The organism is Bifidobacterium sp. ESL0827, from assembly GCF_052606685.1.
In genome coordinates, this window is the sequence record NZ_CP199597.1 from 536,957 (window position 1) to 561,328 (window position 24,372).

Annotated in this window: 17 protein-coding genes; all 17 read left to right on the forward strand. The window is 55.2% G+C overall.

Going from position 1 to position 24,372, the window contains the following annotated elements; genetic code table 11:
* Positions 1-72 precede the first annotated feature (72 nt).
* The 17 genes from ACUIAI_RS01995 (at position 73) to ACUIAI_RS02075 (ending at position 24,147) form a co-directional block, all read left to right on the forward strand.
* Positions 73-813, forward strand: coding sequence for a LytR/AlgR family response regulator transcription factor (locus ACUIAI_RS01995; protein WP_211120876.1), 741 nt, complete (start codon positions 73-75; stop codon positions 811-813).
* Positions 810-2,108, forward strand: coding sequence for an ATP-binding protein (locus ACUIAI_RS02000; protein WP_254477002.1), 1,299 nt, complete (start codon positions 810-812; stop codon positions 2,106-2,108). The genes ACUIAI_RS01995 and ACUIAI_RS02000 overlap by 4 nt, the downstream gene beginning before the upstream one ends.
* 180 nt (positions 2,109-2,288) lie before the next feature.
* A complete protein-coding gene (locus ACUIAI_RS02005) occupies positions 2,289-5,399 on the forward strand; it encodes a glycoside hydrolase family 3 C-terminal domain-containing protein (RefSeq protein WP_445342475.1) in 3,111 nt (1,036 codons plus the stop codon).
* Positions 5,396-5,857, forward strand: a complete 462-nt coding sequence (locus tag ACUIAI_RS02010) for a hypothetical protein (protein ID WP_445342476.1) — start codon at positions 5,396-5,398, stop codon at positions 5,855-5,857. The genes ACUIAI_RS02005 and ACUIAI_RS02010 overlap by 4 nt, the downstream gene beginning before the upstream one ends.
* A 135-nt stretch (positions 5,858-5,992) precedes the next feature.
* Positions 5,993-8,476: a glycoside hydrolase family 2 TIM barrel-domain containing protein gene (locus ACUIAI_RS02015; RefSeq protein WP_445342477.1), complete on the forward strand. Its 2,484-nt coding sequence runs from the start codon at positions 5,993-5,995 to the stop codon at positions 8,474-8,476.
* The gene (locus ACUIAI_RS02020; protein ID WP_254477005.1) at positions 8,469-9,056 is read left to right on the forward strand and encodes a hypothetical protein; all 588 of its coding nucleotides are present in this window, start codon (positions 8,469-8,471) and stop codon (positions 9,054-9,056) included. Before ACUIAI_RS02015 ends, ACUIAI_RS02020 begins: the two co-directional genes overlap by 8 nt.
* Positions 9,057-9,183: 127 nt before the next feature.
* On the forward strand, positions 9,184-10,527 hold the full coding sequence (gene xylA, locus ACUIAI_RS02025; RefSeq protein WP_445342478.1) for a xylose isomerase: 1,344 nt from the start codon (positions 9,184-9,186) through the stop codon (positions 10,525-10,527).
* Between the two features lie 335 nt (positions 10,528-10,862).
* Positions 10,863-11,789: an EndoS/ChiA family endoglycosidase gene (locus ACUIAI_RS02030; RefSeq protein WP_254477007.1), complete on the forward strand. Its 927-nt coding sequence runs from the start codon at positions 10,863-10,865 to the stop codon at positions 11,787-11,789.
* The gene (locus tag ACUIAI_RS02035) at positions 11,782-13,140 is read left to right on the forward strand and encodes an extracellular solute-binding protein (RefSeq protein WP_445342479.1); all 1,359 of its coding nucleotides are present in this window, start codon (positions 11,782-11,784) and stop codon (positions 13,138-13,140) included. The genes ACUIAI_RS02030 and ACUIAI_RS02035 overlap by 8 nt, the downstream gene beginning before the upstream one ends.
* A gap of 179 nt (positions 13,141-13,319) precedes the next feature.
* Complete coding sequence (locus ACUIAI_RS02040) at positions 13,320-14,075, forward strand: carbohydrate ABC transporter permease (RefSeq protein WP_254477009.1); 756 nt, start codon at positions 13,320-13,322, stop codon at positions 14,073-14,075.
* Positions 14,062-14,925, forward strand: coding sequence for a carbohydrate ABC transporter permease (locus tag ACUIAI_RS02045; RefSeq protein WP_254477010.1), 864 nt, complete (start codon positions 14,062-14,064; stop codon positions 14,923-14,925). The genes ACUIAI_RS02040 and ACUIAI_RS02045 overlap by 14 nt, the downstream gene beginning before the upstream one ends.
* Before the next feature lie 88 nt (positions 14,926-15,013).
* Positions 15,014-15,991: an EndoS/ChiA family endoglycosidase gene (locus ACUIAI_RS02050; protein WP_254477011.1), complete on the forward strand. Its 978-nt coding sequence runs from the start codon at positions 15,014-15,016 to the stop codon at positions 15,989-15,991.
* Between the two features lie 494 nt (positions 15,992-16,485).
* Positions 16,486-19,635, forward strand: a complete 3,150-nt coding sequence (locus tag ACUIAI_RS02055) for an alpha-mannosidase (RefSeq protein ID WP_445342480.1) — start codon at positions 16,486-16,488, stop codon at positions 19,633-19,635.
* A 100-nt stretch (positions 19,636-19,735) separates the two neighbouring features.
* Positions 19,736-21,037: an ABC transporter substrate-binding protein gene (locus ACUIAI_RS02060; protein WP_254477013.1), complete on the forward strand. Its 1,302-nt coding sequence runs from the start codon at positions 19,736-19,738 to the stop codon at positions 21,035-21,037.
* Positions 21,038-21,039: 2 nt separating this feature from the next.
* Positions 21,040-22,011, forward strand: coding sequence for a carbohydrate ABC transporter permease (locus ACUIAI_RS02065; RefSeq protein ID WP_110412629.1), 972 nt, complete (start codon positions 21,040-21,042; stop codon positions 22,009-22,011).
* Positions 22,008-22,847 (forward strand): carbohydrate ABC transporter permease, encoded by an 840-nt coding sequence (locus ACUIAI_RS02070; protein WP_445342481.1) that lies wholly within the window; start codon positions 22,008-22,010, stop codon positions 22,845-22,847. The genes ACUIAI_RS02065 and ACUIAI_RS02070 overlap by 4 nt, the downstream gene beginning before the upstream one ends.
* Positions 22,848-22,854: 7 nt before the next feature.
* Positions 22,855-24,147 carry a glycoside hydrolase 5 family protein gene (locus tag ACUIAI_RS02075; protein ID WP_445342482.1) on the forward strand — a complete coding sequence of 431 codons (1,293 nt, stop codon included), beginning with the start codon at positions 22,855-22,857 and terminating at the stop codon, positions 24,145-24,147.
* The last annotated feature ends 225 nt before the right edge of the window (positions 24,148-24,372 follow it).

Consider the following 24,372-nt stretch of genomic DNA (forward strand, 5'->3'; position numbering starts at 1 on the left):
CTAGATCGGCCGCGATGGTCCCTTGGTCCGATACAATGGTGCTATTCCAGGGCGGGGTTGACAGGAGGTTCTATGCTCAGGGTGGCTCTGGTCGAAGATGACCCGTCTGCTGCCAGCACCCTGTCGGAGTACTTGCGGCGGTACGGAAACGAGTGCGGTCTAGGCATCAAGGTTGTGGTTTTCTCTGAACCCACCGCTTTTCTCCAGGGATACCGTCCGAATTGGGATCTGGTCCTCATGGATATCCAGCTGCCCAACATGGATGGCATGGAAGCGGCCCGGCGCTTGCGGGATTTGGATCGATACGTGGTGCTGATATTCGTGACGAACATGGCCCAGTATGCGGTTCTTGGCTACGAGGTGGATGCCTTGGCCTACATGGTCAAACCAGTTGGCTACACCGAGTTTTGCCGGAAATTGGATAGGGCTGTCGCTCTTATTCAGCAGGGCGCCTCGACTATCACGGTGAGTAGGCGGGACGGTATACGGCGATTACGTCTAGCGGACATAGTTTATATTGAAGTCCGTGGTCACAGGCTGATCTATCACGGTGACGGTGAATCGGTGGAGGCCACCGGTACATTGAAAGCCGTCCAGGGTCAACTGGCAGATCGTGGATTCCTACGATGTAATAAGGCCTATTTGGTCAATGTGCGTCACATCCTGGCTGTCAAAGGTACGCAGGTGATTGTTACAGGAAACTGTCATCTGACTATTGGCAGATCGCATCGCAGGCAGTTCATGCAGTCCCTGGCTCTAGAGTTGGCCAGGGAAAATGAGATGGTGCGCCCAACCGCTATGGGTTTGACATGACGGTTCAATGGGTGCTGGATCTTGTTCTTCTGTTTCTGCAGCGGAACGGTTTTATCTTCGAGATCGTGATTGCCACACTGATCTACACCTATCGCTTGGAACGGCGCCGACGGGGCATCTTTTGGGGCGGTGTGGTGCTGGTGGTTATGCTCGCACAATCCGTCGTATGGAACAGATACGCGCGTGATTCTCCTTGGTTGGCTATGGTTGATAACCTGGTGGTCTTCCTCCTGCTGGCTCTATGGATCGCGGTCATCTGGCGAGTGGATTTGCGGCAGGACCTCCTGTACTTCGTGCTTGGAGGCACAACCCAGCATCTTTGTTATCGCGGTGCAACGATGGTGACCCTGATATCCACAGACCGAGTGAGCGCGTCCTTTCGGCCATCGGTCTATGGTCTTGCCTTGATACCCATGCTGCTGTGCTCGTACCTGCTCTGGGCGAGAAAGCTCAAAAATCATCGTGAAATCCGCATCCAAGGGCAATCGTTGCTGGCAACGCTGGCAGGTATGTTTCTGTGCGTCAGCGTCTTCACTAATGTAATCAATGCCATAAGGCCGCCCATTGGACCTCGAGTTACAGGTGTTTTTAGCGCTTTCGACATGCTGGCCTGCATTCTTCTGCTCTCGCTGTGCATTGGTCTGGAAGACAAGCAGGAGGCGCGGTACGAGGGGGAGCTGCTTCGTCAGCTCCTCCGTCAGCAACGCAGGCAGATGTCGGCATCCAAGGAAACCATTGAACTGGTCAATGTAAAAGCGCATGATTTGAAAAAACAGATCACCCAGTATGGCCAAGCGCTATCCTCCGATCAGATGAACAGCCTTACCAATCTGGTAGATGTCTATGATGCTTCGGTGCACACTGGCAATGATGCTCTGGATGTGCTGTTGACTCAGAAGGCTCTGGTCTGTGAACGTCGTGGCATAAGGTTCGACAGGATGATAGACGGGGCTCTGCTCGGGTTCATGAATCCTACTGATGTTTATGCGCTCTTCGGTAACGCCATGGATAATGCGTTGGAGGCGCTCGCTGGTTTCGAGCCCAAAGATGGCCGATATATCAGCCTTGATGTGAAAAAACGCGTGGGTATGGTGCTTATCCGGGTCGAGAATCCCTTTCCTGGCGAAATCAGGTTCCTCAATGGGCTGCCTATGACCACCAAGGGCGATGAGCGTGATCATGGCTTTGGCCTACGTTCTATGTCGATGATTGCTAAGCGATACCATGGCAAGCTGTTCATCAAGGCTGAGGATCACTTGTTCATTCTTACCATTGTCTTGCCGAGCGCTTCTTGACGTTCGAGGCCGTAATTCGACCATTCAGGCACCTGGTCTTGCCGGTGGAACCTGCCAGTTGAAGAATGAAATCTGCAGCGGCCGGGATGATGCGTTGGCCAATGAAGGTGACGGCCATAACTCGCGGCCAATGCGAGAAAAGGAGAATAAATGTCGAAGAAATCGCGGCTATGGAGGGCGATGACGTCCGTCGGAGCCCTGTTGCTCGCTTTGGTAATCATGGCGAGCCTCGTCTTGGAGACTTATAGAACATCGATCGATGCCTTTTTCGGCACAAGGAGCCAGAGAATCGTCACTGATCAATCCGCCCACGGCAAGGACGCCTGGACCTATGCCTCCGAATTCAAAAGTGCAAGAAGCGCATATCAGGGCTTCAGAAAAGAAGCTCTTCAGGAGGCGCCGGAAACTTTCGCCCTGCTCAAGAACGACCATGAGGCTCTCCCGCTTGCCGAGCATGCGAAGGTGACCATGCTGGGCGTCAGAGGTTTCGCGCCAATCTATGGCAGTTCGGGAGGTTCCGTCACTGACGGGCATTCCACTGAGCAGATCACCCAGGCTTTCACCAAGAAGGGACTGCGGCTGAATCCATCCACGCTCCAGGCATATCAGCAGTATTTCAAAGGCAAGAAGTGGACGGTTCCCAAGTTCGGCGGTGGTATATTGCCTGAATACGCGGAAATCACCAAATACAACGACCCATGTGAATTATCGATTGATGAATTGACAGGCCTCAATCCGGACTTCAGATCGCAATATGCACAGTTCGGCGATGCGGCTATTGTCGTTGTAGGCCGACCTGGCGGAGAAAACGGCGACGGATATTATCCAGGCAAGCGCGGCCTTGCGCCCGGTGTCTCGACTTCGACCGGCAATATATTGGCCTTGTCTCAAAAAGAGAAGGAGATTATAGGCGAGGCGGAGTCTCACTTCAAGAAAGTCGTTGTCCTCATCAACTCGGTCAACCCCATGGAGATAGGCGATCTGAAGGATGACCCGCGGATCAGCGCCATCATGTGGATCGGCTTCCCTGGAGCTTATGGCTTCGAGTCCCTGGCTGATGTGCTTACCGGAGTGGTGTCGCCCTCGGCGCGATTGGGTGATGTCATGGCCCGCAACAGCGCTTTGGCGCCGGCCATGGGCAATTACGGCAATATCCCCTGGGCCAACGCAGACGACTTCTCGAAAGAAGCTGCGGTCAATTCCTATCTTATAGAGGCTGAGGGCATTTATACCGGTTATCGGTACTACGAGACCAGGTATGCGGACATAGTTGGCGGCAAGGGCGGCAAACAGGCCAAGGCGGGGACCTGGTCCGACCGTGACGGTGCTCCGGCCACAGCTGATGGGGAGTGGTCCTACGACCATGAGGTCGTGTATCCATTTGGATATGGCCTGAGCTATACGAGCTTCCGTCAGCATTTGGATTCTGTGACAATTGCTGGCGACAAGCGAACCGCCAAGGTGCGCGTAACCGTATCCAACACAGGCGGGCGTAAAGGCAAATCAGTGGTCCAAGTCTATGGCTCTGCGCCCTACACTGACTATGACCGTCGGCAGCATGTTGAGAAATCGGCCATAGCCCTGCTTGACTTTGCAAAGACCGACACGCTCAAACCCGGAGAAAGCCAGACTGTGACCATGACAGTCGACTTGGCCAACTTGGCCAGCTATGATACCTCTGGCGCCGGCACTTACATTTTGGATCCAGGCGACTACTTCGTTGCCATTGGTGATGACGCACACCAGGCCTTGAACTCAGTACTTGCTGCCCAGGGAACGTCGGTGCCTGGAGGACATGCAGATTCTGCCAAGGCCTACCGTTGGTCCTGGCAGGGTGGAATAGACGACAAGACCTTCTCCACAGCGAAGACCGGCAAAAAGATCGTCAACCATCTTTCCCGTGGCGATTACTCTATGGACTACAACGCATTTAAGCCAGGGAGCGTCAAGTATCTGACCAGATCCGACTGGTCTGGCACCTTCCCATCAACTTACAAGGGGTTCAAGGCCGATGGACGACTGGCGACTTTGCTCAACAACGATTTTGTGCCTCTAAAGCACGATGCTGATGCCAAGGAGACTCAGACGGGGAAGGGATCGAGTTCCCTGACTATCAATGATATGAAGAACGCTCGATTCGATGATCCTCGGTGGAAAGAAGTCGTAGACAAGGTTCCGGTCAAAGAATTCATGTCATTCGCTGAAAAGGCCTTACATGCCATCGGCGCCATACCTTCCGTCGGACTTCAGGCAATGACGGCTGATGACGGTCCTGGTGGATCGGACTCACATTACCTCAAGGAGGGCACTTATCGCGGCAAGCCTTACGCCGATGCTGACCAATATGCAGACAAGAGCTCTCGTGTAGCTCCATCTCCCGTCAACCTGGCATATTCATGGAACAAGGCTCTGGGCTACCGGCACGGTCAAATCACTTTGGGCGAAAGCAGCCTGGTCTTCAATCTTCCAATCATGATCGGCCCGGCCATGAATCTGCATCGGCATGCTTACAATTCCCGTGCTGTCGAGTATTATTCCGAGGACCCTATCCTTTCGGGATACATGGGAAGCGCTGTCACTCAAGGGGCACAATCCAAGGGCACTCTGGTCAATATCAAGCATGCTGCCTTCAACGATCAGGAGATCAATCGTTCTGGCATTGCGGTCTTCATGAGCGAGCAGAAGGCTCGCGAGATGGATCTGCGCAATATACAACAGGCTTTCGAGGCCAAGGGCAAACCGGATGACTTCGACGGCCGTGCTCACCCCCATGGCGACTATCGTCAAGGAGCCTTGGGTGTAATGACTTCCTTTAATCGCATCGGCGCCGTGGCATCCAGTGCCAATGCTGGTGTCATGAACGACATCATGCGGGATGAGTGGGGATTCACAGGCTACTCGGTGACTGACTTCACCTCGGTCTCGCCTCATGCGTCTCCCAAGGAGTCTCTGCTGGCAGGAACCACAGCCTTTTGCGGATTCGGCAATCAGGGAGTCGAATATTGGAATCCCGAAACCCTAAGCTCCGACAAAGCTATGCTGTCGGCAATTCGGAAGGATATCCACTACGCCTTGTGGGCACTGGCCAACTCCAATGCGATGAATGGTGTCAATGAGACTACACATACACAGAACACGCTTACCTGGTGGCGTGGATTGTATCTTGCGGGCATCACCCTTACAGCTCTGGCCACCTTGCTTGGATTGGTTGGCTGCGTACTTGATTGGCGGCGTTCGTCAGGTAAATCGCTTCCATCTGGTGCAGATATTGACGAAGGAGGTGCTCGATGATCAGCTGGCACATGGAACGTAAAGGCAGCCTCTGGACGGCATTGGTGTGTTCCGTGGCGGGCTTGGCTATTTACCTGGCCTCGTCAATGACGGGGTATCTTGCTGGAAAAGGATTGAGCGCAGTAGTGATCGTCTGCACACTGCTGGCATGGGTGTGCCTGGCACCGGTCGAGCTGGCCCGGCTTGATGGAGAGCAAAGTGTTGTAGCTTCCATGAGGTCTCTTGCGGCTGAGGTGCTCCTGTTGATTGCCTTCGCAGTATTTGCCATGTCGCGGGTCAGATTGGCGGCGGATGTCTATTTCATCCCGGTCAATTACCCCCCGTCTGAGCAGACGGCGCTCAATTGGTCCATTCTCGGAGTTGCGGGATATGCGGTGGCCATCGTGGCAGTAATTGTCCGCTTCTGCGGTGAGCCCCGACCGCTCGCCATTTCCGCAGGCTCTGGGTCTAAGGTCTGATTTTTAAGGACGCAGTAAGGGTCGGCACCAGTTTTGGGCATCAGCCGGCCTTTTCTCGAACTGGTCTTGTCGGCTGCCACTCCGGCTTCAAAGGATGGCGGTTGGCAAGACCTTACGACACAGTGAAGGAACTTCATGAAAGCAACTGAGTGGAACCAGGGGTGGCGATACCGCCATTTGCAGGAGAGGGATGAGCCCTGGACGTCTGTGGAGCTTCCCCACGATGCCATGCTGGGGGAACCCAGGAGACCCGATGCCCCGAGTGGGGCCAACAGCGGATGGTTTGTGGGGCGTGACTACGAATACGTCAAGGAAATCCGCACGGACGGACTGGGTCCGCATGAGACGATGATTCTTGAGTTCGAGGGGGTATATCAACACAGCGAAGTTTGGCTGGACGATCGCAAACTGAGCTTCCATCCTTATGGGTACACGGGGTTTTTCGTCGATCTGAGCGGGAAAATGCAGCCAGGCGGCAAGGGGACGATTCGTGTTGTCGCGCGCAATGCTGAACAGCCGAATTCCCGCTGGTACTCAGGGGCGGGCATCTACCGCCCCGTCACGCTGTGGACCGCTGAGGCGCAATGCATCCGCCCCGGCGGCATCAAAGTCTCCACCCTGGGCACCGACCCCTGCGCCATTCACGTGTCTTTGCAGGCCTCGTCCGCAGGGATTGCGCAGATTCGCATTCTGCCCACCGATGCGCAACAGGGAGAATTCTTGGCTGATGTCGAGGTTCCTGTGGATGCGGAAGGAAAGGCCCAGGCGGATATCGATCTTCCTGATGCGAGCCCGTGGAGTCCTGAGAGCCCGACGTTGTATGAATGCCAGGTCCTCTTCGTCTCTTCCTCGGGCTGCCAGGACCTCGCGCGGGCTAGGTTCGGCATACGGACTGTCGCCTGGGGAGATCAGGGCCTGCTCATCAATGGTGTCCGCAGAATCCTCAAAGGGGCCTGCGTCCACCATGACAACGGGATTCTTGGCGCCTGTGCTTGGCCTGAGGCCGAGGAGCGGAAGGTCAGGCTGCTCAAGCGCAACGGCTACAATGCCATCCGCAGTGCCCACAACCCCTGTTCCAAGAGCTTTCTGGAGGCCTGCGACCGTCTAGGTATGCTGGTCCTGGACGAGTACATAGACCACTGGTACATACACAAGACGGTGCATGACTATGTGCAGTACTTTCCGCGATGGTGGCGTCGGGATCTGGCCGACATGGTGGCAAAGGACTTCAACCATCCATCGGTCATCATGTACTCTATCGGCAACGAGGTCAGCGAAACCGCACAGCCGAAGGGGATTGAACTGACCAAACGCATGGTTGAGGTTCTGCACGGGCTGGATGCCGGTCGCCCCGTGACATGCGGCGTTAATATCTTTTTCAACTTTCTGAGCTCCATCGGACTAGGGGTGTATTCGGATAAAAAAGCCGAAAAGGAGGCTGCACAAGGCGCTAAACGAAATACAGGTTCCGCACAGAGCCGGCACCGTGGTGCGGTAGGCAGCCAGTTCTTCAACGACATGGCGGGAATCATGGGGGCTAATTTCATGAAGACCGGGGCCACCCTGCCAGCCTGCGACCGTCGGACGCGCGGAGCCTTCGCCTGCATGGACGTTGCTGGATATAACTATGGCATCAAACGATACGCAAATGATCTGCGCCGGTACCCTCATAGGCTTATTTTGGGCACCGAGACCTTCTGCAGTGATGCTGACGAATTCATGCGTCTGGCCCACCGGAATCCGCGTCTGATCGGCGACTTCGTCTGGGCGGGAATGGACTATCTGGGCGAAGTCGGCGTAGGAGCCTGGGAGTATCGGCAGGAGGCGCCGCGGTTCAGCGGCTTCGGTTGGCTTACTGCAGGTTCCGGACGTCTGGACCTGACCGGCAGGCCACTGGGCGAGGCCCTGTATACCCGTGTGGCATTAGGGGCTGAAACTGGTCCCTATCTTGCGGTTCGACCCATCAACCATGCGGGGGAGCGGCATTCCCCCAGCGCTTGGAAGATGACCGATGCCCTGGATTCGTGGAGCTGGGATGGATGCGAGGGCCGGACTGCACAAGTAGAGGTATATGCCCGAGCATATGAGGTTGTCTTGAGGCTCAATGGACGTTGCGTAGGGCGCTCGCGTTCGCATGGAAGCACTAGGTTCCGCTTTTCCTGCCCTTATGAGCACGGGATGCTGGAGGCTTTGGCATACGACCGGTCCGGTCAGTTGATTGGCCGACAGGAGCTACGCTCTGCCGGTACAGAAACGATAATTACCTTGGATGCCGATCGAGAGTATGTACGTCCAGGCGGGCTGTGTTTCCTGCGGGTGAGATACACGGATGATCAAGGAATCGATAAGCCGATGGTCCATGGGGAGCTGGCCTGCCATGTGCAGGGCGGTCGGCTGCTGGCCCTTGGATGTGCGGCACCATATAATCCTGAGGGATTTCTCAAGGGGCATACGCGCAGCTATTACGGCCAGGCATTGGCAGTGGTGCAGGCCGATCGGTCAGTTAGCCTTCAGAGTCCGTCAAAGCTTGACTTTGAGATTTCCGACGGCCGTCATCAAAGCGCCATCTGCATTCCGATACGTGATGAGGAGTTGACAGCGGAGGAGAGCCATGCGTGACATCCGTTCGGTTGTGGTCCTGCGCTGGAGACGATTTGCATCCCGTCATCGGCGGATCGCGCAGTTTCTCACCTTTTATGCCTTCTCCCTGTTGGTGACGCTTTTGCAATATTTGATGCTGACTTTTTTGCCGGAGGTCGTCTATCGGTTTACGGATTGGTGTTCGATACCTGCTCAGCTTGGGCATATTCATATTGGCGTTGTGGATACCTATGTGTTCGATTACCCGGTGACCGGCGATGCCACTGGCGGCATGGGATATTTCGCTGCCTTTGCGTTCACCCTTTTTGTTGCCCAATGCGTCAATTTTCCTATGCAGCGCAATGTCACTTTCAAGTCGCACGGCAATGTCTGGTATCAGATTTTCTGGTATATCATCGCCTTTGTCGCCATCACCGTCGTCTGCTCTGTGCTGATGGGGCTATACGTGCCCGTCTGCAAACGTTTCTTTCCGCCGTCGGTTTATAACGTGCTGATCACCGTGATCAATGGTGGCGTGCAGATGGTCATTTACTTTCCCGTGTACGCCATCATCTTCCCTGAGGGCAAGCCGCAGACAGTCTCGGGGAAAGGCCAGTGAAGGATATAATTCAACGAATTGACAAAATCGATCCATCCTTCTAATCTTGTTGATCAGGAGGAAGGAACCGGTTTCCTCCCCTGTGAACGCTGTAAAAGCAAATGCAATAGGCAAAGGAGCATTTCGTATGGGTCTGTGGGACGTCGACAAGATCGAATACGTGGGTCGCCAGGGCGTGAAGGAGGGCCTGGGCTTTCGTTACTACGACAAGAATAAGGTGGTGGCCGGCAAGCCCATGAAGGACTGGCTGCGCTTCGCCGTAGCCTGGTGGCACACCTTCAACCAGGGTCTGGTGGATCCCTTTGGCGATCCCACCGCGCAGAGGCCCTACTACCGCTACACCGATCCCATGGATCAGGCGCTGGCCAAGGTGGACTACGCCTTCGAGCTCTTTACCAAGCTTGGGGTCGAGTTCTTCTGCTTCCACGACCGCGATCTGGCTCCCGAGGGCGACACCCTGCGCGAGACCGATGCCAATCTTGACAAGGTGATCGACCGCATCGAAGCTGCCATGAAGGACACTGGCGTCAAGTTGCTCTGGAACACCTCGTCGCTCTTCACCAACCCCCGCTTCGAGGCCGGCGCCGGTACTTCGCCCTTTGCTGACATCTATGCATACTCGGCAGGCCAGCTCAAGCACAGCTTGGAGATCGGCAAGCGGCTTGGCGCTGAGAACTACGTCTTCTGGGGCGGCCGTGAGGGCTACGAATCCCTTTGGAACACCCGCATGAAGGAGGAGCAGGACCATATGGCTGCCCTCTTCCACATGTGCGTGGACTACGCCAAGGAGATCGGCTTCGACGCACAGTTCCTGATCGAGCCCAAGCCCAAGGAGCCCACTCTCCACCAGTACGATTACGACGCGGCCACCACCATCAACTTTCTGCGCACCTACGACCTGCAGGATAGCTTCAAGCTCAACATCGAGGGCAACCACGCCAACCTGGCCATGCATACCTATCAGCATGAGGTCCGCGTGGCCCGCGAGGCCGGATTCCTGGGATCCCTGGATGCCAACCAGGGCGACAAGCTGATCGGCTGGGACATGGACGAGTTCCCCTCGGACCTCTACGATGCCACCGCCGTCATGTGGGAGGTGCTGGCCAATGGCAGCATCGGGCCCCGCGGAGGCCTGAACTTCGACGCCAAGCCGCGCCGTTCCTCCTTCCTGCCTGAGGACCTCTTCAGGACCCACATCGTGGGTATGGACACATATGCCGCCGGTCTTCTGGTCGCGGCCAAGATGCATGAGGATGGCTATATAGAGAAGCTGCAGCAGGATCGCTATTCCTCCTTCGAGTCCGGTATCGGCTCGACGGTCAAGGATGGCACAGCCACACTGGCCTCCTTGGAGGAGTACAGCCTTGACAAGCCGCAGGCTGAACTGATCGCCGCCGACAAATCCGACCATCTTGAAGTGGTCAAGGCCACCATCAACAACTATATCGTCGAGGCTCTGGCTCAGGCCTGAGATCTAACCAAGCATCGCTCAACCCTGTGCGAGGGAATTCGCCCCGTCGTGCAGGGGTTTCTTATGCGCTTTGGGCTATCCGGGATTGCTGCGTGTCATGGTGAGGAGACACTCGGATATGTCTGCGGAAAAATAAAGCGGGGATTTTCTGATTTGAGTAATGCCTAAGGCTTGAGGAATAGCCATTCCGGAAGTATTCGCATTTCTGTTCTTTTAAGCGACTTTTCTGTGTTTCCGAGGATTGTTGTAGTTCTTATGTGGTAAGGGGCTATAATGGAACTAAATCGCTTTAGTAAATCATTGAAGAACTACTGCGAACAACATGGAGGTTGTCGATGTCGAATGAGGCTGAGGGCAGGCCAGACAGTAATCGCGAAAGTGATGAACCAGGACCTATTTTGGCCGGTTATTACCGCGCCTGGCACGATAACTGCGGAAAGCCGAGAGGGGATTCGATTTCGCTTGGCGATGTGCCCGCAGATCTGGATCTTGTGTCAATCATCACCAATGGAGAAGTCGATGATGATTTTTGGGTTGCTCTGCCGGCCTACATCGAAAAACTCCATTCGCAAGGCACAAAGGTAGTCAGAACCTTGTTTTTGGACTGCCTCTATCAGGATACCTACGAGGATTGCGGCAAAGTCCACATTTTCAGCAGGCTTGGCGAAGAAAACGGCGGACCAGATCGCCGTGCCGACGAGATAATTGCCAATTACCTGAAGCCCTTTGACTACGACGGCCTGGTGATCGATGTCGATCATGAACCTGAGTCCGAGCAAATGGCTGCCACAGCCGAGGTGTTTCATGCTTTGGCGAAAAAGTGGGGACCTGGTTCAGCGTCCTCGCGCCTCATGATTTTCGATCAGGATATTCTTCTGCCTCAGACCAGTCTGATTGCTCAGGTCTATAAGGATTGCTCCTATTACTTTGCTGACACCTATGGCATGGATGTTCGTCGTATTCAGGGACTTTTCGAGCAGGTTCGTGACTTTGTCCCCGCTTCAAAATTCGTCACTGGTTTTTCATTCTATGAAGAAGGAGGCCCTCGATGGGGTGATGTCACATATCCGTTTGAAGGAAGCAGGGTCAAAGACCTCCTATTCTGGCATCCGGCTGGTTCGAACCGCACAGGAGGACTGTTCGCCTATGCAATAGATCGCGATGGGGTTGCCCAAGGTGACGATCGGTTGAGGCGAACCGATTTTAAAACTATGCACTATGTAAAAGAGCAATTGGAGAACAAAGGAGTCTCTCATGAATAAACTAGGGAAAATATCAGTCATGTTGCTGGCTGCGGCTACCAGCGTCGGGATTTTATCGTCGTGCGGCTCTTCCGAATCGGATAAGAAAACAGTCAAGTTTGCCTACCAGGCCACCGGAGACACCAGTGCCATAAGCAAGTGGATGAAAGACGTCAAAGCCCAGTTTGAGTCTGAGAACAAAGGCGCTACTCTGAAGCTGGAGCCTATCAAGTCGAACGGGGATGACTACGGTAGCAAGCTGGCCTTGATGAGCAAATCCGAAAAAACTGCTCCAGACCTCATGATCCTTGACACGGAAATGATCCGTCCCTATGTCGCAGCTGGTTACCTGAAGCCCATTGATGATCAACTGAAGGGGTGGAAGGATTGGTCGCAGTATTTTGAAAGTTCGAAGAATGCCGGCAAAGCCGATGATGGAAAAATCTATGCAGTCCCTCTGGGCACTGACACCAGGGGTATCTGGTATAACAAGGACATTCTCAAGAAGGCCGGCCTGAGTGACAACTGGCAGCCTAAATCCTGGGATGAGGTAATCGATGCGGCGACGAAGATCAAGAAAACGCAGCCCGATGTAATACCGATGAACCTCTATGCCGGCCGTCCTTTGGGTGAGGTCTCCGTCATGCAGGGCTTCGATATGCTTCTTTATGGCACCAAGGGCGGCACACTGTACAACACCAAGACTCAGAAGTGGGTCACTGGTTCCAAGCAATTCAAAGACTCCCTCCAGTTCATCAAGGATATTTACAGCAAGGGTCTGGCACCCACGCCTCAGCAGGCTCTGGATCCTCAGCTTGGTGACAAGGTCGGGCAACAGTGGATGCCTCAGTCCAAACTAGGGATGTCGATCGAGGGCAACTGGCTTGCTTCATCGTGGATGCCCGGCGGCGACAGCGAATGGGCTGACTGGCAGAAGCATATTGGCTGGTGTGGATTCCCAACTCAGAACGGGCAGAAGCCTGGTCTGATCTCCATGTCTGGCGGTTGGGGCCTGGCGCTGTCCAGCCATACGCAGAATCCTGATCTTGCTTTCAAAGCACTTAAAGTTTTCCAAAATGAGAAGCACGCTGCAGCGTACGACACAATCTCCGGATCAATCGCAGTACGCAAGGATGTAGAGCAAGACAAGAAATACCTGGGATCCAATCCCACTATCAAGTTCTTCACGGATTTGGCCAAGTACAGTCAGTACAGGCCGGCGAACTCCCAGTACAAAGAGGTTTCCGACCAGGTCGCTATAGCCACGGAAAGCGTATTGACCGGCCAGAAGTCAGTCAAGGATGCAGCAGCCGAATACGATTCTGCGATAACCAAAACTGTAGGTGCCGATCATACAGAAGCCGCGAAGTAACCGAATTCCATTCGCTGGTTTTCTTTCGTGACTGAGAGAAGAAAATGAATAGCAGCACAAGAAAGAAATTGATAAACGCTGAGCACTACACCCCGATTCTGCCAGCAGCGGCGATGATGGTGCTTTTCCTGCTTGGCCCAATCATATGGTCCTTATATGCGTCGCTGACCGACTATTCAATGGTTGGCTCAACGGCTGTCAACCCACACTTTGTCGGCCTGAAGAACTATGTAGCGCTCTTTACGGATCCTGTTTTTCCCAAGTCCCTCTGGCTTACCATTCTTCTGATCCTAGCCTCGGCACTAATTGGGCAGAACATTCTGGGCATGGTATTGGCTCTGCTCAGTCAAAAAGCGCCCAGAAGACTGACGAAGGTCGTGGACTCAATAGTGGTTCTGGCTTGGGTCATTCCGGACATTGTCGGGTGCTACTGCGCCTATGCGCTCTTTGCTGGCGGAGGCACTCTTGACGCTTTGGGCAAGGTGGTGGGAGCTGATTGGTCGGCTCTTCTTTACTACCATCCAATGACCATCGTCATCATTGTGAACGTCTGGCGCGGCACTGCCTTTTCCATGCTCATCTATCAAGCTGCACTGAACGACATCTCCAAGGATGTTATCGAAGCCGCTGAGATAGACGGCGCGAACGCCTGGCAGTCTTTCTTCAGAATCAAGCTGCCTATCATGCGGCACTCGATTCTTACCAATCTGATGTTGATCACCCTGCAGACGCTCTCTGTCTTCAGCATCATCATTGTGCTGACCGGCGGGGGACCTGGCACGAATTCGAGCACCCTTCCCGTTCTTGCCTACCTGGAGGCTTTCAACTTCTCGAAGTTGGGATATGGAACCGCCATCTCGGTGATATTGGTCGTCGTGGGTGCCCTCTTCTCGGTGCTCTATATCAAGCTGCTAAGGACGAATGATGAAGACTGAAGCCACTCTTGATCCACGGATGAACGCGCCACACAGGTATGACTGGATGAAGCTGGTCGCTGCGGTACTGACAGCCCTAATAGGGTTTCTATTCGCTGCGCCTATGCTCTGGCTGCTGGTGGCCTCCTTCAATACGCATGCAACCCTGTCTTCGTTCAACTTGGGTTTTTCCTTCCAGAACTTCGTGAAGGTATTCAACATGCAGACCTTCGGGTTGCCTATTGTCAACTCGCTGATTATCAGTATTGGTACATCGGTCCTGGTGGTGACTTTTTCGGTCCTGGCAGCCTATCCTCTCTCCAGATTCCGTTCCAAGACCACCAACCGGACCGTTAACGCCATCCTCTTCGCCAGTTGTTTGCCGATTACAGCCATGATGGTCCCTGTTTACGGGATATTCGTTCAGCTTCACCTGATTGATTCACTGACCGGGACCATCCTTTTCATGACTGCCTGCGGATTGCCGCAGGGCATCTTCATGATGAAGAATTTCATGGATTCTGTCCCGGTTACCTTGGAGGAAGCTGCTTGGGTGGATGGAGCCACGAGAATGCAGGCCCTGTTCCATGTGGTCGTGCCTCTGATGGTTCCATCGCTTCTGGTTATTTTTATTTCGGAATTCGCTGGAAACTGGGGGAACTTCTTTGTTCCCTTCATGCTTCTGATGTCTCCGGATAAGGAACCGGCAGCCGTCAGCATATACACCTTCTTCGGGCAGCATGGCACGGTTGCCTATGGCCAGCTGGCAGCTTTCTCGCTGCTGTATTCGATACCTATTCTGATTATTTACGAAGTTACGAATAGATACATTGGCAATCAAACCCTGCTTGCAGGTGCAGTCAAGGAGTAGAAGCGAAGCGTCGATGCTATGGAGAGGAGGGAATCGACATTTTATCTGCTTCTGTTAAAGCAAAGGCAAGTTTGAAAAGAGATCAACCATGAAAATCCGGAGATTGATAACGGCATCAATAGCCATTCTGGCCTTAGCCGGAACGTCCGCGGTAGGAGCGGCTACTGCTTGGGCTGAGCCTGCTGTTCAGGGGAAGACCCACGAGATGACGGTTGCCTATTTTAGAGCCTGGAGGGATACGCATTCGGATCCGACGGTCAATTTCAATTCGATGTCGGATCTGCCCAAGCAGGTGGACATAGCTATCGCCTTCCCTAACCCGGAGACCACTCAGGCCTTCTGGGACACTTTTCCTGGGCAAATTGAGTCCCTGCACAAGCAGGGTACGAAAGTGATCAGGAGTCTGGATATCAGCCTTTTCTATAAGGATGATTTCAACGATCCTCATGACCATCAGTCTCTCTCGCCCATGGAGAGCAATGCAGAGGGATACGCCAAACGCGCCAGCGAGCTCAAGAAGTCCTATCTTTATTTCCCTGGACTTGACGGCTTTGTCGTCAATGCCGAGGCGAGCATGACTTCTACTGATGTTCAACGAGCCACGGGGGTTCTCAGGGCCATGTCGAGCTACTACGGGCCCAAGTCACCTGAGCCGAGTTCCATCTTTGCTTATAACACCAACAAACCTGGGACCAACAGCCTCTATAGAGGAGTGTCCGACGTGGTCTCTTACGTATTCGCCGACGCTTATGGGCGTTCGGTCGGGGCCCTCCAGCGGGACTGGGAGACCTACAAGGGCACGATTAAGAGCAGACAGTACATTCCGGGTTTCTCGTTCTATGAGGAGCGTGGCGGATGGTGGTATGACACCGAAGAGCCGATGTCGACCAGCAGGGCCATGCAGTACGCTCTTTGGGAGCCTGATAACGGGGCTGATGGCGCACAAAAAGGCGGCATTTTTGAGTATGCCGTCGATAGGGATGGAGTGCGCCGTGGCGACGACAAGCTTCAACCTACAACCTTCGAATGGACCAAGGCCCTCTCGGCTGCCATGAACAAGGAGTGACGGCCATTTGAAAGATTGAGGGTCCTTCTGCGTTCCGGCACCTGGACCCTCTTTTATTGTTGATAGCCTGTCCCGATTGTTTAGGCTGCATTTCGGATTTTAAGGGGGACCGTTGATTGCAAAATGCCGCTTCAACATATAGGCGGTAAAGATACAATCTCGGACATTGACCGCTGGAAGTTGCCGATTCGCGAACGGTGAACAAGAGTCCATTTTGAGAAGCTGCAGCATAATGCTGAAAGTGTGGTCGAAGAATGCAAACTGTCATAAGTTTGGGGTTTTCATGAAGCGTGAGCAGGTTTCGAAAATGTTCTTATATCGCTTTTGCCAGTAATGCATCCTTGTGAAAGGCAGGCTTGTGTCACATTTCGAACTTGTGAACAGCTAACACGCCATTTTCTCCGAGACGGTATCGTTTAGAGATTGGATAAGGTACAATTAAACTAAACCGCTTTAGTAGAGATGCGAAGCGGACCTACGAGGAGGTTGTGAGGATGCAGCTGAAGATAGAACGCGTGCTTGACAAGTGCGACCGTGTCATGCGTCAACGCGTGCTACCGAAGATTGAGCGGCCCATGGGCAAGGTCCAAGTCCGCTCTTTCGTCATTTCCGGGGAACCGATACCGTCATCGGAGTTCTTCGAGAAAGTACAGAGCAAGAGCGTGGACTTTCGGCCTCTCTCCCTGGGGGATACCTGGGGCACGACCTGGGGGACCACCTGGATGGAGGTGACCGGCCGCGTCGATGCCGACTGGGCGACAAGGGCCCCGATCGAGCTGGTGGTCGACCTGGGTTGGCATCCTGATGCGCCCGGCGGCCATTTTGAAGCCCAGGCCTATAGGAGCGATGGATCGATTATCAAGGCCGTTAATCCTCGCAACCGCTGGATTCCGCTCGACGGGACCGACCTGGACGGGAATCCGACCCGTGACGAGGCTTCGGTTATTAACCCTGATGGAACCTTTACCATCTATCTGGAAGCGGCCTGCAATCCGCTCCTGCTTGGCACCCCCGCATTCGTGGAGACGCAGCTGGGCGAGGGAACCACAGGTCGTGCAGATGAGCCCAATGTCCTCAAGCAGATGGATGTCTGCCATTTTGACCATGAGGCATGGAACTACTACATGGATCTCGAGGTCACGGCCCAGCTGATCCGCGAATGCAACGAGAGCCAACCTCGGTATTGGCGTCTGGGCAAGGCCCTGCAGCGCTCGCTGAATATCTATGATGAGCGTGACCTCGCCACACTCGCACCGGCTCGGCAGGCCCTGGCTGGTGTACTGGCAGTGCCGGCGACCCCCAGTGCCCTGGACCATGCGGCAGTGGGCCATTCCCATATTGACTCCGCCTGGCTCTGGCCCAAGAGAGAGACCAGACGCAAGGTTGCGCGGACTGTTTCGAACATGCTTGCGCTGATGGAGCGCGATCCTCAATTCATCTATGCCATGAGCTCGCCCCAGCAGTATGCATGGCTGGAGGAGGATCATCCTGATCTCTTCGCTCGTGTCAAGCAACGCATCCAAGAAGGCAGGTTCATCCCCGTCGGAGGGATGTGGGTGGAGTCCGACGGCATGCTGCCATCAGGGGAGTCGTTGACCCGCCAGTTCACCTATGGCAAGCGGTACTACCGGGAGCATCTGGGGGTAGACACGACCGTGGTCTGGGAGCCGGACAGCTTCGGTTATACGGGCCAGTTCCCACAGATTGCCCGCCGTGCGGGAATGACTTCCTTCCTCTCGCAGAAGATCTCCTGGAATGATACAACCAAATTCCCGCATCATACTTTTGATTGGCAGGGTATCGACGGCACGGCCATCTTCACGCATTTCCCTCCTATGGATACCTATGCCTCCAGCATGACGGCCCGTGAACTCAACCATTCTCAGGAAAACTACCAGGACAAGGACATCTCAACCAAGGCCCTGGTTCTGTTCGGCTATGGCGATGGCGGCGGCGGCACTACCAGGGAGATGCTTGGACGCTATGAGCGCCTGCATGATGTAGAGGGGTCGGCCAAGGTGCGATATCAGGCTCCAGCAGATTTCTTCCGCCAGTCCGAGGAAGAGATCCGCGCGGAGGCCGGTTCCGAGATGCCCGTCTGGAAGGGCGAGCTCTACCTGGAGCTGCACCGCAAGACCCTGACTTCTCAGCAGGATATGAAGCGGGGCTGCCGGCAGGAGGAGGCCATGCTGCGCACGGTCGAATACCTGTGCACCTACGCCGGCTTGGTCGATGACTCGTACACCTACCCGCGTCAGGAGCTGGACAAAATCTGGCGCACGCTTCTGCTCAACCAGTTCCATGACATTCTTCCAGGTTCCGCCATCTCCTGGGTGCACAGGCTGGCCAGGGAAGACTACCGCAGGGACATCGCTCGCCTGGAGCAGATTGGCGATGAGGCTGCCCGCGCTATAGCTTCCGCCCAGCCGCAGGCTTCCATGGTGTCTGATGCCAAGCTGGTACCTATGGACGGCAAGGGCCAGACGGCTTGGGAGGCCGTCGGGCCAGTCCAGGCCCAGGAGGGGTCTGAGGACATCAGGCCTGTCCAAGTCAGCCAAGAGGGCGACGGATTCGTTATGGATAATGGTCTTATTCGTGCCGTCGTCGCTTCGGATGGCGAAGTCCATTCCATTCTTGACAGGACCTCCGGCAGGGACTTGGTCCCGCAGGGCTCCTCGGTGGGTGGATACGAGCTCTTCAAGGATGAGCCCTACATGTGGGATGCCTGGGATCTGGAGCGCGATGCTCTGCTAACTGCTTCTCCGGTCGATGATCCAGTCACCATGGAGGCTTTGGATTCAGGTGTTCAGGTATCACGCCGGCATGGCGAAACCACAATCGTCACCACGATCGGGCTGACCCCGGGCGGCAGGCAGTTGGACTTTACGGCTGATGTGGATTGGCACCAGGATGAGCAGCTGCTCAAGGTGGATATTCCCGTCGCCGTTCAGGCCAGATATGCGCAATTCGAGTGCCAGTACGGCTTTATCGACAGGCCCATTCAGAAGAACAACGCTGCTGAAGAGGCCCAGTTCGAGAGCTGCACGCACCGATTCGTCAGGATCAGCGACGACGACCTTGCCGTCGGCGTGGTCAACGCCTCGACATACGGCGGCGATACCACGCCGATCCACTATGACGAGAAGGTCGGCAAAGAGGCGGGTACCCTGGTCAGACTGACCCTCCTGTCCGCTCCAGTCTTTCCCGATCCGCATACCGACAGGGGCAAGCACAGCTTTGCCTGGTCCATCGTCCCTGGGGACACCCAGGCCGACATCCTGCAAGCAGCCTATGCCCTCAACACTCCGGTCTTCCATCATGGACTGCCTGCCGTTGAGCCCCTGGCTGGCGTCGAGGATATCCAGGGTACTACCGTCATCGACTGGATCAAGACGGCTGATGACGACAGCGGCGATGTGATTGTCAGGGTCTACAACCCGGATTCGTCGCCCTCCAAGGCCAGGCTGCACACTGGGTCCGTCCTGCAGGGCACGACTGTGAAAGAGACCAACTCCTTGGAGGACGGACTTGTGCCCGAAGGCGTGCGGCCTGGCCTGTGCTCCGAACAGGGTGGGCAAGCTGACGGGGCCCTGCTGGATCTCGTTCCCTTCCAGTTCACCACCTTGAGACTCTCCAGGCGCTGATCGCCTGACCGGGGGTGTCTGTCCGGCCGGTTCGTTCGTCGATTTGGACCGGTCGGAAGCCTCCACAAAGAAGTGAGTAGTAAAAAGAAAGGAAGCTCCGATGAGAGCACTGAAGAAGGTAGCAGTATTGATCTGCGCGACTGCCATGGCGGGTTCGTTGGCGGCGTGCGGAGGAAGCAGCAGCAGTTCAGGCGGGTCGAAAGATGGCAAGCCGTCAGGCGAGATCTCCTTCCAGACCTGGAACCTGAAGAACGACAAGTACACTCCGTACTTCAAAAACCTGATTGCGGCCTATGAGAAGTCGCATCCCGGCACCACTATCAAGTGGATCGATCAGCCCTCGGACAACTATGAGCAGAAGCTGTCCGCCGACGCAGCAGCCAACTCCCTGCCCGACATCATCGATGCCGGCCCCTCACTGATGTACGGCCTGGCCAAGGCCGGGGCCCTGATGAACATCAGTAAAGAAGCTCCCAAGGCCCAAAACAACTATTACAAGAATGCCTGGAATGCAGTCACCTTCAAGGGCAAGGACATCGAGGAGGGAGCCTATGGCTTCCCCTGGTACGTCAACGATGGACCGACCTATTACAACACCGAGCTCATGCAGAAGTGCGGACTGGACCCCAACAAGCTGCCTGTGACCTGGGACGACTACTTCTCTCAGGCAGACACCATGGTCAATAGCGGTTGCGGGGCCTATATGTCCACCATGCTGGGTGGCGCCGTCGATGACTATGCATCGGCCGGGATCCCCATCATGAACAAGGACCACACCAAGTACATCTTCAATTCCCCCGAGGCTGTCAAGCATCTGCAGCGCTTCGTCGACCTCTACAACAAGAAGGGAATCCCGCCGGAGGCTCTGAGCGCACAATGGTCTCAGCAGGGCGAGTTCTTCCAGAAGGGCTCCATCGTGGCCATGGGCGGTAGCGCTTACTCGGCGGCTGACTTCAAGCAGAACTCTCCTGACTTGTACAAGCATCTGGCTGTGGGCACCAAGATCAGCGATCAGGGCAAGTCTGCCAGCCTGGCCTATGAGATGCTGGCCGTCAACGCCCAGACCAAGAACAAGACGCTCGCCCTGGACTTCGTCCAGTACGTAACCAATGCCAAGAACCAGCTAGCATTCGCCAAGAAGTCCAACACCTTCCCCTCCAGCAAGGGCGGTCTTGATGATCCCTACTACGCCAACATCGACACCAGCGATGTTCAGGGCAAGGCCCTGAAAATTACTCTGAACTCCGTAAAGAACGGGTACTCAAGCCGTCCTGCCGAGTTCACCGATGCCAATGGCAAGGACTATCTGCAACAGCAGGCCGCTCTGGCCCTGCAGGGCAAGCAGACCGCTAAGGAGTCTTTGGACAAGGCCGTCAAGTACGCCAACGAGAAGCTGCAGTAACTATGAGCCGCGCTGACTCTTCCGCCATTCGGCCGAAGGCTTCTGCCCTCGGCCGGCATGGCGGGCCCCAGGCCGGAGTCCAAGGCGGCAAGGGGACCCATTGGACCACGACCCTGGCCCCCTACCTGTTTGTCTTCCCGGCCTTTGCCATCGTCTTCATCTTCGTCATCGTCGCTGCGCTGAATACCTGTCGGCTGGCCTTTACCGATTCCACGCTGTTGCGACCGGGCAAGTTCGTAGGCATCGAGAACTTCGTAAAGATCGTGCATGACGACTATTTTTGGACCGCGCTGCTCAACTCCACCTTGTACGTGGTTTGCGTGGTCCCCTTTATGGTCATTCTTCCACTGATCTTGGCCAACCTTGTCAAGGGGAACTCTAGGATCATGGGGTTCTTCAGGACCTCTTTCTACACTCCCGTGGTCATGTCGGCCGTAGTGGTGGGAATGATCTGGACCAACCTGCTCGACCCCAAGGGCTTGGTCAACTCGGTTCTAGAGTCCTTGCACATCATCCACAGCCCTATCCCATTCCTCAGTGATCGCTGGCTGATACTGTTCACATCCATGTTCGTCACCATATGGCTGGGTCTGGGATACTACATGGTCATCTACCTGACCGCCCTGGCCAACATCGACGCCTCACTCTACGAGGCCGCCTCGCTGGATGGGGCAGGACCGGTAAGACAATTCCTGTATGTCACCATCCCAGGAGTGAGATCCACCATCGTGCTGATCATGATGCTGTCGACCATCGCGGCCTTCCGCGTGTTCAACGAAATCTACGTGCTCACCAACGGCACGGCTGGTCCCGGCGGCGAGGACATCACCATGTCCATGCTCATCCAGAAGGAGGGCACGGGCATCCAGGCCAGAACGGGCTATGCCAGCGCTCTGTCGCTGATTGTCTTGGTTGTGGTTGGAGCCATGCTGATTCTTCAGCAGATCATCCAGAAGCGGGGGGAGGACTCATGAAAAGCAGTCACTCCAAAGTCACTGTTGGCAAGGTCATTCAGTACCTTGTGCTCATACTGGTCTTTATCCTGCTGGTGGGGCCCTTCGTCTGGGAGCTGTCGCTTTCCTTCAAGGGCAAGGGCGACAACGTCTATGCGGTTCCGCCTTATATCATCCCGAAGACGCCCACTTGGGACAATTACATATCCGTCTTCAGGCAGGTCCCGGTCTTCCGGTATATGATGAACACAGTAATTGTCGCCATCCTTTCCATAGGCGGCAACGTCATCTTCTCGACCATGGCCGGATATGCGCTGGGTCGGCTTAAGTGGCGGGGGCGCAATCTGCTCTTTACGATTTTCATGGGCACCATGGTCATCCCCGTCGAGGGCGTGGTCATCTCTCAGTTCCTGATCGTCAGAAGCGTCGGACTGCAGAACACCCTTTTGGCTGTCGCCCTGCCGGGCATGGTGGGCGCTGTCAACATTCTGCTCATGACCAATGCTTTCAAAGGCATTCCGGACGAGCTGGAGGAGGCGGCAGAAGTGGACGGCGCCAATCTTTGGCAGCGGTTCTACCGGATCTGCGTGCCTCAGGTCAAAGGTACCATGACTGTCGTCGGCATATTCGCCTTCGTGGGCGCCTGGAATGATTTCCTCTGGCCCCTGATCGTCATCTCCGACGAGTCAAACTACACGCTCACACTGGGCATGAATCGACTCAAGGGCATGTTCATTTCGGATCCCAGATTGATAGCAGCGGGTGCCTTGGTCTCCCTGATACCGATCCTGGTCTTCTTCGCCTGTTTCCAACGCTACTTCTTCCGTGGTCTGGAACAGGGTGGCATCAAGGAATAGCATCATCATGAAATTTGGAGTCAATTACACCCCCTCCCATAACTGGTTCTATTTCTGGCTGCATCCGGATTGGGATGCCGTCGCCAAAGACCTCGACGACATTGCTTCCATTGGGCTGGATCATATCCGCATCTTCCCGCTGTGGACGCTGCTCCAGCCCAACAGAACCTGGATCAACCGTGCCGCTCTGGACGACCTGAGGCATATGGCCACCCTGGCGGATGAACGAGGGTTGGATGTCTATTCGGATGTGATTCAAGGGCACATGTCCAGTTTTGATTTCGTGCCCTCCTGGCTTGTCTCATGGCATGAAACCAATATGTTCACGGATCCGGATGCAGTTCAGGCTCAGGCCCGGCTGGTCGCATCAGTCTATGAAGCCCTGGCGGACCTGCCGCATTTCCGCGGTCTGACCATAGGCAACGAATGCAACCAGTTCACTGACCGTGTCCATCCGCGTCGAATGCCCTCCACCTCCAAGGAGGCTGAAGACTGGCTGCTGGAGTTGTTGACCCCGTTGAGGGAGAAGGCATCCCAGGAAGGCCGGGTGCTTCTGCATTCCGAAAATGATGCAGCCTGGTATCAGGATGGCCACGCTTTTCTTCCTCGATATGCGTCCAACATCGGAGACATGACCTGCATTCATTCCTGGGTTTTCAACGGCGCCGCGCAGGAGTGCGGTCCCTTGGCCGAGGAGAGCACGCGTCATGCCGAGTACCTGGTGGAACTGTCGAAGGCCTTTGCCAATCAGCCCCATCGGCAGGTTTGGCTGCAGGAGATCGGTGCCCCGCTCAATGTAATGGGAGCAGATCAGGCCGCTGACTTTTGCAGGTCTTCAGTGGAGCATGCTCTCGATTGCAGCGACATGTTCGGCATCACCTGGTGGTGCTCGCATGACGTCGACCAACAATTCGGTGATTTTCCACCCTTTGAGCATCAGCTGGGTCTGTTCGATCAAGAGAAGCGTCTCAAGCCCATAGGCCAGGCCTTCGCTCAGGTGGCGAAGGACTACTCCGGCAAGGAGGCCTCTCGTTCCAGGTCCACCGCTCTGGTGGTGGACGTGAACGAGCACGATGATCCTTTGCTGAGATCTGCCTGTGCGCCTGGCGGGTCCATCTTCAACAAGTGGATGGAACTCAGCCGTCAAGGTGCAAGGCCGGCCCTGGTCACATCCCTGCACGCGGCGGATAGCAGCTGGCTGCAGGACAGGGGCATCAGTGAGTGCATCGCCATCAAACCTGTTGGCGGAAGCTCTTACAGCGCTGTATCCGATCCCTCCCTTCTACGGAAAAAGTCCTGATCAAGCCCGATCGAAGGCATGCTGCCGTCTATCTGCCCAAGCGGTCCACCCAAGCATCTTGACTGCTGCATACCCGCGGTTTCCAGATTCGACTCTTGGTATTGTCTGAGGCTAGAATGTGAGCGATAACAAACGCTTTGGCCTCAGGCGAAGTTGTTGACCATGGTTTTGTGCGGATGAGGGTCTAAATTAGGGTTAAAGGCCGATATTCGTATAAGCCCAAAG